Source organism: Chitinophaga sp. (assembly GCF_035564935.1).
Classification (GTDB): Bacteria; Bacteroidota; Bacteroidia; order Chitinophagales; family Chitinophagaceae; genus Chitinophaga.
In genome coordinates, this window is record NZ_DATMTE010000799.1 from 1 (window position 1) to 13715 (window position 13715).

Below are 13715 nucleotides of genomic sequence, written 5' to 3' on the forward strand. Positions count from 1 at the left end.
ATCAGAACGCCCGGTAAAGGTGAACAGGTATTTTTCAAACCAGGCATAGTTGGCCCTCATGTAAAAGCTGAGCAGCGAATTTTGCCCGGAAACGCCGGTAGCTGGCAGTGTTAAAGCCGCGGATGAAATATTATTTAAATACACATCATCCGGGAAACCCTGCCCACTGGCGGAAAAGGCGCTGCTTTTGCTGATCTGCCAGGAGGTTCCTCCCAGGATATTGATACGGTTATTTTCATTAAACTGTTTATCCCAGGTCAGGGTATTTTCAAAGAAGGCGTCTGTGGTTTGTGACTGGGCTTGCGTGGCCATCCCGTTATTGGAACTTCCGGGCCAGCCTCCGCCGGCTTTGTCGCTTACCTGAACAGTGCTGGGCACATAGTTGGTTTGTTGGTAGTTATTGAAATTTACGGAAACGGCAGACCTGAATTTCAGGTCTTTGAGGATATCATATTCGGCAGACTGGGAGCCGATCAGCGAAAACGTATTTGATTTGTTAATGCCTTTCAACAATGAGAGCGGGCTTTGAAAGCCTTCAAAGCCTCCTGAACCATTTTCCAGCGGATCAAAAACATGTACGCTGCCATCTTCATTATAAGGCTTCATGGTAGGTGGTGCAAAAAGTGCCTGTGTGTAAGCGCCGTTGGTAATGTTGTTGGTAGAAAAGCCATAATCCAGATTGGTAGTGATCCTGAGGCGGCTATTGATCTCATTATCCAGGTTGATCTTACCGGCGAGCCTGGTGTAATCGGTTCCACGTACTACGCCTTCATTTTTGTTATACGACAGGGAAGCATAATAACGCGAACCTGTACCACCACCTCTCACCGAAAGATCTGCGTTGTGGGTAATGCCGTTACGCAACACCAGCTTCAGCCAGTCGGTGTTACCGGTGCCCATGTAGTCCGGATCTGTTAAAATACCGGTGGCAACGGGATCAGGAGGAAGTGCCGGGGTTAAAGAAGCCCTTATATCATTTAAGTTTTTGGCAGCTTCTTTCATGATCATAATATACTGATCCCTGTTCAGCAATTTTTCTTTAATAGGCTTACTGAAACCTGTATAATAATTTGCTTCTACAAAAGGTTTCTGGTTCCGTTTTCCCTTTTTAGTGGTAATGATCACTACGCCATTGGCCGCTCTTGACCCATAGATGGCAGTAGCAGAAGCATCTTTCAGGATATCTATACTTTCAATATCATTGATATTTAATCCGCCCAGGCTATTCAATCCGCGTGAGAAAGAACCTGATATCGTATTGGCAGGATCATCGCCGCCACCCATGCTGCCGAAGCTTTCCACCGGGCTTACAATTTCTGCGGCGCTTTGCAGGTACCTGTTTTGAATCTGCATTTGTACACCGTCAATGATATATAGCGGATCGTTTCCTCCCAACAGGGAGGTACCGCCGCGGATCCTGATCTTGGCAACGCCGCCGGGGGAGCCATCTGCCTGTACCACCTGCACGCCGGCTGCTTTACCGGTTAGTGCCTGGTCTATGGTGGCAAATGGAACATCTTTTACTTCTGCCATGTTAACGGAGGATACAGCGCCTGTCAGATCTTTTCTTTTAGTGGTACCATATCCCACTACTACTGCTTCATCGAGCGCATTATTGCTGTGTTGAAGGGTGATGGTGAGTTGCCGGTGTGTGCCTGCCTTTATTTCCTGGCTGGTATAACCAACATAGGAAATAAGAAGGGTTTGCCCGGGTTCTGCAGGGAGACTGAATTTACCGGCATCGTCTGTAACGGTACCGACAGCAGTTCCTTTAATTTTTACAGAAGCGCCCACCAGCGCCTGTCCCTCTGCGTTCAGGATAATACCGGAAATGGGCTGGGCCTGCACTGCAGGCAAAGCATTCATTCCGGCATATGTGATGCCTGATAATGTATTATCCGGTGATTTTTTTTCCGAGAGGATAATGGTTTTATCCTTAATGAAATAGTCCACCGGCTGATCCTTAAGGATCACCTCCAGCGCGTCGTTCAGCGCCATATCCTGCACGTTCAAAGAAACAGGTGTGGTGCGGGCAAGCATTTCCTTGTTATAGAAGGCAACATAACCGGTTTGCTGCTGAATGGCCGTGAAGATCTTCTGTAACGGCATGTTTCTGGCAGACAAAGTAACCGACTGTGCCAGGCCTGTGGCCTGAACCTGCAGAAATGCAGCTGTTAACAATAAAACGGTTAGTTTCATCGCGATCATCAGTTGTTTGTAAATGCTGCGGTGGTGGTGGATGCTGTGGGCCCATCGCATCATTAATTGTGTAGCGTTAAAGGCTGGCCACCGGACTGGCAGGTCAGAAGACACGGCAATGCGGCAGCCGAAAAAATTAGCAGTTTTTTGCATAAATTGCTATTGATTTGGTTGTTAAATAAAAGTGGTTGACAAGACCTTTTTTAGCCCAACTGGATTGCTAACCGGGAGTGGTTCCAACACTTCCGGTTTTTTAATTCATATGGTTGACTTTAATATATTTTTCTACATACTTTGTTTATTGCCGGTGTACGCGGCATGATGTTGTTTTATAATAAGATTGGTGGTTGAATAGTAACAATTATAACAGGGACAGCTGTTTGTTCACAGGATGGTGACAAGTTTGTTCTCTTTAAGGGAGTACGGTAAGTTTCCTGCCTTCTATATGAAAGTGTACTTTTGATTTTTCCAATATCATTAACAGATCGCTCAGTGGGATGTTTTTGCTCATACCCCCGCCAAAATGAATGTCGGGAATGCCCTTCTCGTATACCACATCAATATCATACCATCGTTCCAGTTGCTTCATAACTTCTTCCAGTGTAGCGTCGTTAAAATTAAACAGCCCGTTTTTCCAGGCGATCGTTTTATTGATGTCTGCATCATCTATTACTTTAATATCTGCAGCTACCTGTGCCTGTTGTCCGGGCTTTAATAAAACATTTCTGCCTTTGGCGCGGATTTTTACAGATCCTTCCAGCAAAGTGGTATTCAGCGTTTTCTCGTTATCGTAGGCATTTATATTAAAATGAGTACCCAATACTTCTATTTCAGCCAGGTTATTAACATTCACCCGGAAAGGCATACCGGCATTAGCTGCTACCTCAAAATAGGCTTCCCCGGTGATGGTAACGTTCCGTTCCCTGCCGGTAAATACCGTGGGATACCGGATGGAACTCGCTGCATTTAACCATACCCCTGTACCATCAGGAAGCACCATATTAAACTGGCGGCCTTTTGGCGTGCTCATTATATTATAAACAATACCACCGGAAGCATTCCCGGTGGGGTGGTAGGTTAGCTGCCCGTTTTTCAGTGCGGCTTTTGAGCCGTTCTGATCGGCAATAACGCCGTTGCCAAGGCTATCCAGCACTACCTGTTTGCCGTCGGCAAGTGTGAGTATAGCCCCGTTTTTACCGGGTGTTATCATTGCCGGTGCGGATTTATTCCCCGCAGCCAGTTCCTTTTTCTGTGTTGCCGTCCACCTGTAGATGCCCAGCGACAGCAGGAGTAGAGCAGCGGCGGCAGCCCAAAACCATTTGCGTACATGAAAAACGGGGCGGGACGGAGCAACCGGGATGCCGGTTCTTGACTTATTCCAGATGGCTTCTGCATTTTCCCTTTTCCACCCCTTGAGGCCAGTCAATGCCCAGTCGCCCGATTCAATGGTCTGTAACGTTTCCCTGTTATCGGGCGAAACCGCCAGCCAGTTGTTCAGCAACAATTGCTCAGCAGGGGATAATGGTTGTTTTTCCCACCTTTTATATAAAACAGCTAATAACTCTTTGTTAAACGACAGATCGGCGTGCATACATATAAAACGACTTCATTGGCAAAGTGCGACAGATTTTCTGAAAAAAACTTTAAAAAACTTACCGGATGACCTGCCACCAGGCAAAAAATACCAGCGCCTGCTCCCATAATTGCTTGCGGCGTAGGGCAGACCTGAGTTTAACCAGTGCCCGGGATTTTTCCACCCTTACATGTGTTTCCGTCATCAGGAGCCGTTCGGCAATTTCTGCGGTAGAAGATTCTTCCAGGAAGCTCCATTCCAGGATCTGCCTGTGTTTTTCAGGTAACTCCCGCATTTCAAGGTAGATCAATTGTAATAGTTCAGCCTGGTACATACTGGTTTCCATACCAGCATCTGAATAGGTATTTGATAGTTGTTGCCGGGCGGAACTCACTACGGACCGGTGTTTGAGATAATCGAGACATTGATTTCGGACGGTTGTATACAGAAAAGAACGGATACCTGCCATAGAGCTGAAATCTTTATGCCGCTTCCACAACTTGTAAAATGCCTGGCTAACAATGTCTTCTGCATCTTCCCGCTGCCCGGTCAGTTTTTCCGCAAAATAACAAAGCGGATTAAGCTGTGCATCAAAAACCATCCGGAATGCCTGCTCATCACCCTGCGTAAACATTTTCCGGAACGATTCCTCTGTATTGAAAAAATTGCTGTTCAAATTGTTGTCATTAGCTCTACTACGTAAACTTAATTAAAATCTTAATGAATTAAAAAGCTCATTTTTAGGGGTTGCCTTACCAGGCCAATTGCTGTACACTGCCGTGTGAACAGTTCCGGCATGGAGAAGCGGACCTGTATTTTATAACAATGCCCCAAAAAGCATTATGCTTTCTGAGGCATTACAGGAGGTTTTTAACCCCGCTCACTATTTTCTGTTATCTAACCCTGTCCGGGTGAAAATACATCCTCGCGTAATCCAACATATATCCCCCCGGGGTTATCAGATACTGCTGCACCAATCCTTTTTCCCCTGCAAGGGGCAACTGCATACCCGAAACACCTGTCCTGCTTTTAAATTCATTGTCTTCAAACGCCCACTGATCCGTGGTACCTGCCTTGGTAAAGCAAAGGCTGGCGGCATCGTCTACATTGGTTTTGGTATTGAAATCTGCTCCCGCCAGGTAATCTACATATATCCAGCTACCGGGTTTTACATTTTTGGCTAAATAAGTTCTGTATTCCATACCGTTGCTGTTATCCAGCCTGTAAAGGAATATGTCTAACGGTGTTTCGCTGCCTGTATAATGAATATAGAAGCCCAGTTTATTGGTAGCTGTATCTGCTGCAGGCGGCTGTATTTCCGTCACTTTGCCATTAATATACAGGAAATTGATGGCCGCCTTGGTACCGTTGGGCGGTAAAGGCTTACTGAAAATAACCTGTTTGGTAACCGTATCAGTTATTACCACTGTTTTCTGTTGTTGTTTTTCCAGGTAGGCATAGGCAACATTAAATTCAAACTTTTCTGTTGGCTTAAGCACTTTATCACCGGCATACACCGTGGTATCTATTGTTATCTGAAGCGCATTTTCAGATCCGTTGTAGCCATTAACTACTACGTGCATGGCTTTCCGGATATGCTGATCTTCTTTATTGCAGGCTATAAAAACCACTGACAGCAACAACAGTAATTGCGCTGCTTTTTTATAATTGATGAATTTCCTCATTTCGTTTGTGTTTACAGTTCTAGTTTTTTAGAGAATCTCATGCTGTTACCCACAGGTGCTTCTTCGAATATATATATTTTGGAAGATGCGGTTGACGCAGCAGGCTTGGGCGCAGTTGTGGAAGTGGCATGCCAGGTGTACTCCGAGCCGGCTGTATAAAATTCGTTGGTGCCTGCCTTATAAATATAAACCAGGAATAATACGGCCGTAGGCTGTCCGTTATACACCTGGCCGGTAGTAGAAAAAGTTGGAATGCTTACAGGCGGTGAAAATTCATTAGGCTTTACATTTTTTATCCGGGTGATCTCTTCAAATACTTTCGGGGTGAAATAGTATTTACCCAAAACAATGTCTACAGGCTCTGCATATTTGGTAACGGTGGGGGTAAACATGTATGATATTTTGATCTTACCATCTTCGAAGGCCGGTATTTCCGGCATTTTGCTTACCTGCCCGTTGAAATAAAAGAACTCGATGGTGGCAGGACTATCTTCCTTTTTCAACGTTTTAGTCATGACCGTTTTGCCGGTCCCTATTTCTGTAACGCTTAGCTGTAATGCAGGCTTATTAACAGGGATCACACATCCTTTGGTGGCGTCGAACTTCCCGGGAGATGCTGCTGTAACCTGGAAGGTATCCAGTTTTACGGACAATGTTTCGTCGCTTCCATTGTAGCCTTTCACATTTACGGCCAGCATGTTGTCTTCATAAAGAAAATCCTGCTCTTTTTTATTACAGGCCAGCAGTATTGTCAGAAAAGTGCCTGTTAATACAGCAAAAAATATATGGATTGTTTTCATTTTTTTGTTTTTATAGCACAAGAGAGATCAGAATGTATAGGCTGCAGTTAAACTAAAAGAGGCGCCTACTTTCCTTACAAACGTTTCTTTATCGCCTATCCTGGTTTTCGTTTTTCCGTCGGCAGTGGTTTCTAAATAGCCTTCTTCGTATTTCTGTGAGAATCCGTATTTCCATTCATAGATATCGGACCATTCGGTGGCGGTGATATAAGATCCTCCCAGGCCCTGCCATTTATCCTGGAGCTTATATGTATCGCCACTATTGAGGTAGAAGCGGTACGGGCTGTTTGTGAGGTTACTCATATTGAATCTGACATTCAGCTTTTTATTCTTCAGGAATGAATAACTGATCTGTGCATCCAGCTGGTTGCGCGGGCGTTCATATTCCACAATGTTTGGTTCCATACCGGTTGCAAAGGTTTTATAACCCATATGGTTATAGGCAACGTTGGCGCCTAAACGATTGCCGGTATATTGTAAACCGAGGTTGTATAATACAGGTACCTGGCCATACAGCGGGCGTTTTTCTTTCAATAGTTTTTTGGTGCGGTAGGAGTAGGTGTTGCCGTAGATGTCATTACTCATTGATTTTTCCGTGTACTCGGCTGCCTGTACGGTAGAGTGCTGGAAGGTAAGATTGCCGCTGAAGTATAATTTATCAAGGAACTTCCAGCCAGGGTAAATGAACCCCAGGCTTTTCCGCAGATCCGCTTCCCAGCCATGTACTTTCGCCCATTCGGAGTTACTGGTGGTAAGATATACACGCATGCTGGCATCCGTCCAGTTGCGATAAAGTTCTACCGGTTTGTCGAAGTATTTGTAGAAATAGCCGAAGGAGATTACTTCACCGGCTTTAGGATACCATTCCAGGCGAAAATCGTAGTGATCTATAACGGTTGACAATACCCCTTCATTGCGGCGGTAGCCGGCAACAGCGGGATCGTAACGTATCATCAGGGAATTTTCAATCAATGCCGGACGCACTACTGATTTTGAATAAGCTGCACGGATATTGAAGTTTTCGAATGGAGTGGCGGTAAGACTGGCAGAAGGCAGGTAGCGCCAGGTTTTTTCCTCTGTTTCCGGGTCTGCAGTGGCGGTTACCAGTTTTCCTGTTTCCGGATCTACATATTTCTTTTTTTCACCTTGTTCTATCAGCTTATCAATACCCAGATCGTTGGCACTGTTTTTTAATTTCTCGTATTTATAGTATTCCGCTCTGACGCCCCATACCAGCCGAAGCCATTTTGTAAAACGGTTGTCGAGCATTGCGTACAGTGCCTGGTTATTGTTTTTGCCCTCATACCCGTTCCTGGAAAAAGCCGCAGGATAGTAGAGCAGGTCTTTCAGCGGATCGTTAAAGTCCAGGAACTGTCCCCATTGCTGCACTGGTACATAAGGATAAACACCACCCGTTTGCACGTTGCCGATTGGCAGAATGATCCAGTCGTACAGGCCATGACGTTCCATAAACTGGTACCCCGCTTTTACAATTTGTTTTTGCCCTAACAGCTTCGTTTGGTAACTCAGTGCACCTTCTGCTATTTTATTGGTTTCCCGGTAATAGTATTGTGCCCTGTTAAATGTTCCATAGCCGGGATTGGTGAGTGCAGTGGGCGCTACGTTGTATACTATTCCATTGAGGGATTTATAGGGATACAGCCAGGCTTCTGTAGCATCCAGCTCATTATTGGTAAGACTGTTGCGGGCCACATTCCATTCAAACTTAAAGGCGCCAAAAGTATGCTCGCCATTGATACGGTTTTGCAGCATATCAATAAACTTCGGACGGTCGTATTCACGGATTTCAGGAAGCTCGCCCCCAATTTCATTTCCCCAGCCTACAATCCGGGAAAACTGGTTATTAAAAACACGGGAATAGAAATTGCGTAAAGTGATTTTGTGATTTTTTGAACTCCAGCCCACATTAAGCAATGCTCCCCAGGAGGTAACAAAATTATATTGGTTGGAAAAGGTTCGTTGCAGTTCTTCACCCGTTACGGCATCGTACCTGGTATTGCCGATCTTTTCCCAGTTCCCTCTTTCAAAATGCGGGATATCGTCGATAGATTGCTCATTGCGGTAACTAAGGGAACCTACAAAGCCAAAGCGGCTGTTTTTGATGTTGTAATTGCGTCCCAGGCTGAACTGGTAGTTTTGTCCGGGGGCGGCTTTGTAAGTTCTTGTGCCAAGGCGTTCAAAGCCGCCTATTCTTTTATTTTGCCCGGCTATCATAGCCGGGGTGATGGGCGTTATACCCGGCGATGGTGTGGCGTCAGGATCTGTTAGCTGATAATTTGCGTTGGTAAAAACCATCAGGTCTTTGGGAAAGTGATTCCTGCTGCCGTCATCAAACCCCAGGTAGTCGTTTTTTCCACGGGCATAACCCAGGAAATCTTTACCGGTGCTGCCGGAAATATATTTTGTGCCGGCGCTTACAGTAGTAAAATTTTCGTTGGGGATGGCAAATGTATTCACCTGTACGAGGCCCCCGCCAAAACCGAAACTCATATCGGGAGTGGCGGTTTTGGATACGATCACATTATCTATCAGGTTGCTGGGAATAATGTCAAATTCGAAATCGCGCACCTGCACATCTGTACTGGGTAGAATAGCGCCATCCATCATGGCTACATTGTAACGCTCAGCTATACCACGTACTACAACGCGGCGGTTATCAACAGTACTGACACCTGAAATACGCTTCAATGTTTCACCTACATTTTTATCCGGCAGTGCTGATATCTGTTCCCTGCTGATCCCGTTTATAATGCCCGCTTCATTCTTTTGACGCGTGTATAGCGATGCCGTGGATTCTTTGCTTGCGGAAGAGGTGATCACAACGCCGCTTAAAGTACCTTTCTGGCGCTTCATTGTCACATTCAGCTGAAATGCCTGTCCATCTTTTACTTCGATCTCTGTTACAAGTTTAGTAGAATACCCGATGGAGCTGATCTGCGCCTGGTATTTCCCTTTTGCCAGGGGAATGCTGAAGGAGCCATCAGCTTTGCTGATGGTACCCAGGCTGCCTATACGGATGGTTACATCCGGTAATGGCTCTCCCGTTTCGTCGTCAATGATTTTTCCGGAAACGCGGCTGTTTCCTGTTGCTGCAGCGGGTTCACCGGTGGAATTGACAGGCGCAGCGGAAGGTTTAAGTATAATAGCGCCATCACTGATACTATAGGAAATGCCGGAAGTTTTACGCAATATTTCCAGCACTTCCTTAATGGAAGGATTTGAATGGTTGAAATGCAGGATCTTTTCCAATTGTTCGCCAACCTCTTTTCCATAGGTAAACTGGACAGGTTCAATTTTTTCTATTAAAGCAAGCACCTCTTTCCCTTTTATATCTTTTTTGGGAAGTTGGATAGATTTTGATATTACCTGGGCCGAAGCAGGTGCCAGGGCAAGGAATATCGTACTGAATAAAAAACAGGTGATACTGAGTATCGTTTTTTGCATAACTTTATTAATTAAATGTTACAGACTTCTTATTGGAACTGTGCGTTTAACAATGCTGCGCCGGGGGTGAGATACCAGCGTAGCGTAATTCCGGTCTGAAAACGCAGACCGGTTTTTTTATCTCTTTAATCTTTCATTCTGATCATACGCGTATAGGCATTTAGATGTGTTAATAAATAATAACCCCGTTGTTTTCCTTTTTATACTGAAATCCGAGCGTTGCTGACAGCAGGGAAAGCGCTTCGCTGAACGACCGGTTTTTGATCCGGATAGTTACTCTTTCCTGTTTCCATTTTGTACCTGTAATGGTTACAGGCACATTATACCAGTCGGAAATAGATTGTACTACCTCTTCAAAAGGCGACTGGTTAAAAACCATTCCATTGTTCCACCATTCGCAAAGCATGGCGGCATTTACTTCGTCAACTACAAAGTGCTGTTGCTGTACATCATACCGTAACCGTTTCCCCGGAACAAGATCGGCCAGTTGCCGGCCATCGTATTGTACACCCACTTTGCCCGTGCGTACAATAACAGCTGCATGGAGGCTGTCCCGTGCAGTTACTTCAAAGGAAGTCCCCAGCACCCGGGTCCGTAGTTTACCCGACTGTACATAGAATGGCCGTGAAGGGTCAGACTTTACTTCAAAAAAGATTTTTCCTGAGAGTATAACAGCCCGTTCTTTGGTGTTGAAATCGTCGGGAATAGCCAGCGTGGCGCCGGGGAAGAGATGGGCAATACTGCTGTCGGGCAACTGCACTGTTTTATGGGCGCCCTTCAATGCAACAATGGTTTGTACAGGAGTTGGTTGCTTTCTTAATAAGGTGGTATTTAACCAGATGGTACAGGAAGCAACCACTATCACAGCGGCAGCATACCCTATCCATGAACGATAGTTAAACAGGGAATATGATCTGACAGCTTCCCTGGTTGTTGCGGAAGGTTGCCAGTTTGTATGATGTATAAATGATTGCCAAAGCGCAGTACGGATCGCCTGCTTATCCTGTTCCTTTAATGGCCGGTCATCTTCAGGCCGCGCCTGCAGCCATTTTTCGATCACCTTTTTTTCCTGGTCGGTTGCCGTACCCTGAAGGTACCTGTCAACCATTTCCCTGATTGCTTCTATATTCATATAACCCGGAATTTTTTAGGTTCCTGACTATATGCCTCAAAAACAAGGATTTTAACTATCGGGGTAGTGTTACCAAATTATTATCAAAAATGGGTGGGTTTAATTACCGTGTAGAAATATGGCAACAAGAATTGCTTCTTTTAAATGCTTTTTTAGTTTCTGATAACTTGAATTAAGTTGATTACGAACGGTTTGTTCAGAGATATTCAATAAACCGGAGATTTCTTTTACAGAGAGATGCTGTTCCTGGCGTAACCGGTACACCTGTTGCATTTTTTCGGGTAACCTGGTTATTTCATTTTCCGCTAATGCCTCCAGCTCTTTTAAATGCAAAGGTGTTATATAGCTGGTTAATTCGGGTAAGATGTTTTTCCCGTATTCCAGGCTCCTGCCGGTAATTTTAGCGGCCCGGGAAAAATGGTTCAGTACTTCATATTGAACGGCGGTATGCAAATAGGCGGTCAGGGTGGTTTCGATATCCAGGGAAGCCCGTCGCGACCATACGCTGATCATTACTTCCTGCACCACATCCTGCGCATCGGCTGTTGACTTTAACCGGTTAAAAGCATACACATACAGCCTTTCCCAGTACCTGTCGAAAAGTGTTTTAAAAGCAACACCATTGTCTTGCTTTACCTGGAGCCACAGATCTAAATCGGTAAGTTCGTTCAATACCATTGAGTGCAGAAGTACAATAACTGCAAAATTATATGGCTTTCCTGCAAATAATAAATTTCTGAATGGGAGATGACCACCGTTTTTAACCCTGCTGTGGCCCGGATTAGGCTGTGGTGCCGCCTGCCGGGCCGAATGTTATCTTAGTATTAATCTACGGAAAAGGAAAATCAAAGGGATGTAAGGTCCCGGTTCCGGAGGGCGAATGCAAAGTCCCTGCTCATGATTCCGCTAAATTTCAGTTAATTTGCTGCCTGCAAACAAAGCCTTATATATGCGAAACCTGTTGATGATGCTGACCGCCTGTGTCGGCTTTTCTTTTATCTCCTGTAAAAACACACAAAAAACGCAAGCCGGTAACCAGGGGCTGGTAACAATAATGAGCGTACCTGCCACGGTAAAAGCCGGGGAGCCTGTTATGCTGAAATTTACGGTGTATAACAATTCCGGCAAAGAAATGCAATTTTGTAAATGGCATACGCCCTTCGAAGGATTTATGTCCTCCTTCCTGGATATCCGCAGCAATAACAGCCCGGAAGTACAATACAGGGGTATTATGGCCAAAAGGATCATGCCGCCCCCTCCTGCTGCTTATATTAAAGTGCCGGCCCACGACAGCGTATCCGTGGCAATCGACCTGCTTAAAGGTTATAACGTGAGCGCTCCTGCTCAATATAAAGCGGTTTACCAGGCCGGTGGGATGAGCGGACTTAATAAAGTGAATGAGGTGAGTTTTACGGTAACGGAATAAATATTTTCCGGATCTCGTAAATCTTTTTCCCGTTTTCGAAAGCTTTTTATACCAGAAAACAGCAAATTGCAGCCTGAATTTCCAGCAAAATGCGCGTAGCCGACAAAGAAGCTCCTATCCATATAAAGCAAACAGGCAAGGAGCCGGATACGGCAGACCGGAAACACCCCTCGTATCCGGAAAAAAGCAAAAAGAAGAAAAATAATGGCAAAAAGCAGTCTTTTTTCCGGAAACTGGCAGGAGTGTTACATCTCTGGTTGGGCCTTATTTCCGGGATAGTCATCATTATTGTGGCGCTAACCGGCGCCATCTATGCTTTTCAGCCGGAGCTGACCGATGCCTTCCAGCCTTACCAGTTTGTGGAAAAAGCTGCCGGCCCTATGCTGCCCGTTTCAAAGATCAGGTCCATTGCCGAAAATCAGCTGCCGGGAAAAACGGTGAGCAGGATCACTTTTTCAGGGGCAGAGCGTTCCGCAGGCGTCAGCTTTAATAAGAAAAAGGAAGGGTACTATTATATGGTATATATAAATCCATATAACGGGAAAGTGCTGAAGGTAAAGGATATGGACCGGGATTTTTTCCGCCAGGTACTAAATGGCCATATGCATCTCTGGTTACCGGATCCGGTAGGCCATTATATTGTTATATATGCAGCCCTGGTTTTCGGTCTGATCATAATTTCCGGTATCGTTTTATGGTGGCCCAAAAAGTGGAACAAATCGGCCAGGAAGCAGGGCTTTTCGATTAAACTGAACGCATCTCCCAAGCGGCTGAACTACGACCTGCATAACGTATTAGGATTTTATGCCAGCTGGGTGATGATCTTCGTGGTGTTCACCGGTTTGGTTTGGGGATTCGATGCAGTGCGTAATGCAGAGTACTGGGTGTTTAGCGGTGGAAAGAAATATCCCGCAAAAGAAAAAGTAGCCACGGTAAAACCTCCCCGGCAACAACATGCCTTCGACGGCGATCCGCTCGACCGGATTGATGCACAGGTCAGGGAGCGCTATAATATTGGTATTGGAAGAACACAATTCCTTTTCCCTTCCGGGGAAAAAGGAAAGGGAAACCTTACCGTTCGTTATTTTCCTGAGCAAAAGCGCAGTTTCAACGCGGATTACCTGGTGTTTGATCCATATACCGCTGTGATGTTACCTGCCGGAGTGCGCGGGAAATATGCAGATGCAGATGGCGGCGACAAGGCCAACAGGTTGAACTATGATATACACACAGGCGCCATCGGGGGGCTTCCCCTGCGGATGGTGATCTTCCTGGCAGCGCTGGTTACCGCGTCATTACCCGTTACCGGGTTTTATATCTGGTGGGGAAAGAGAAAAAAGAAATAACAGCGCCTGTTCCAACCATCACCGGATAAGCAATTATAAACAGGTAATACCCGTTTTTCATGAGGGCAAAACAAACGGGGCTTCATCCC

General features: G+C 45.5%; 10 protein-coding genes. 2 read left to right on the forward strand and 8 right to left on the reverse strand.

Translation table 11 applies throughout. The features are described 5' to 3' along the window. The 8 genes from VN105_RS20760 to VN105_RS20795 form a co-directional block, all read right to left on the reverse strand. A partial coding sequence (locus VN105_RS20760; protein WP_325643780.1) for a SusC/RagA family TonB-linked outer membrane protein occupies positions 1-2352 on the reverse strand: 2352 nt, incomplete at its 3' end. Positions 2353-2611: 259 nt separating this feature from the next. Further along, positions 2612-3790: a FecR family protein gene (locus tag VN105_RS20765; protein ID WP_325643782.1), complete on the reverse strand. Its 1179-nt coding sequence runs from the start codon at positions 3788-3790 to the stop codon at positions 2612-2614. Positions 3791-3851: 61 nt separating this feature from the next. Next, on the reverse strand, positions 3852-4448 hold the full coding sequence (locus VN105_RS20770) for an RNA polymerase sigma-70 factor (RefSeq protein WP_325643784.1): 597 nt from the start codon (positions 4446-4448) through the stop codon (positions 3852-3854). Between the two features lie 217 nt (positions 4449-4665). Beyond that, positions 4666-5457 (reverse strand): hypothetical protein, encoded by a 792-nt coding sequence (locus tag VN105_RS20775; protein WP_325643786.1) that lies wholly within the window; start codon positions 5455-5457, stop codon positions 4666-4668. 11 nt (positions 5458-5468) lie between these two features. Next, the gene (locus tag VN105_RS20780) at positions 5469-6257 is read right to left on the reverse strand and encodes a hypothetical protein (RefSeq protein ID WP_325643788.1); all 789 of its coding nucleotides are present in this window, start codon (positions 6255-6257) and stop codon (positions 5469-5471) included. 27 nt (positions 6258-6284) lie between these two features. After that, positions 6285-9722 (reverse strand): TonB-dependent receptor, encoded by a 3438-nt coding sequence (locus tag VN105_RS20785; protein WP_325643789.1) that lies wholly within the window; start codon positions 9720-9722, stop codon positions 6285-6287. A 169-nt stretch (positions 9723-9891) separates the two neighbouring features. Then, positions 9892-10854, reverse strand: coding sequence for a FecR family protein (locus VN105_RS20790; RefSeq protein WP_325643791.1), 963 nt, complete (start codon positions 10852-10854; stop codon positions 9892-9894). 99 nt (positions 10855-10953) lie between these two features. After that, positions 10954-11532, reverse strand: a complete 579-nt coding sequence (locus VN105_RS20795; protein ID WP_325643793.1) for an RNA polymerase sigma factor — start codon at positions 11530-11532, stop codon at positions 10954-10956. 271 nt (positions 11533-11803) lie between these two features. On the opposite strand from VN105_RS20795, the gene VN105_RS20800 reads away from it, so the two are divergent. Both VN105_RS20800 and VN105_RS20805 read left to right on the forward strand, forming a co-directional pair. Continuing rightward, complete coding sequence (locus VN105_RS20800) at positions 11804-12280, forward strand: hypothetical protein (RefSeq protein WP_325643795.1); 477 nt, start codon at positions 11804-11806, stop codon at positions 12278-12280. Between the two features lie 89 nt (positions 12281-12369). Next, the gene (locus VN105_RS20805; RefSeq protein WP_325643797.1) at positions 12370-13626 is read left to right on the forward strand and encodes a PepSY-associated TM helix domain-containing protein; all 1257 of its coding nucleotides are present in this window, start codon (positions 12370-12372) and stop codon (positions 13624-13626) included. The last annotated feature ends 89 nt before the right edge of the window (positions 13627-13715 follow it).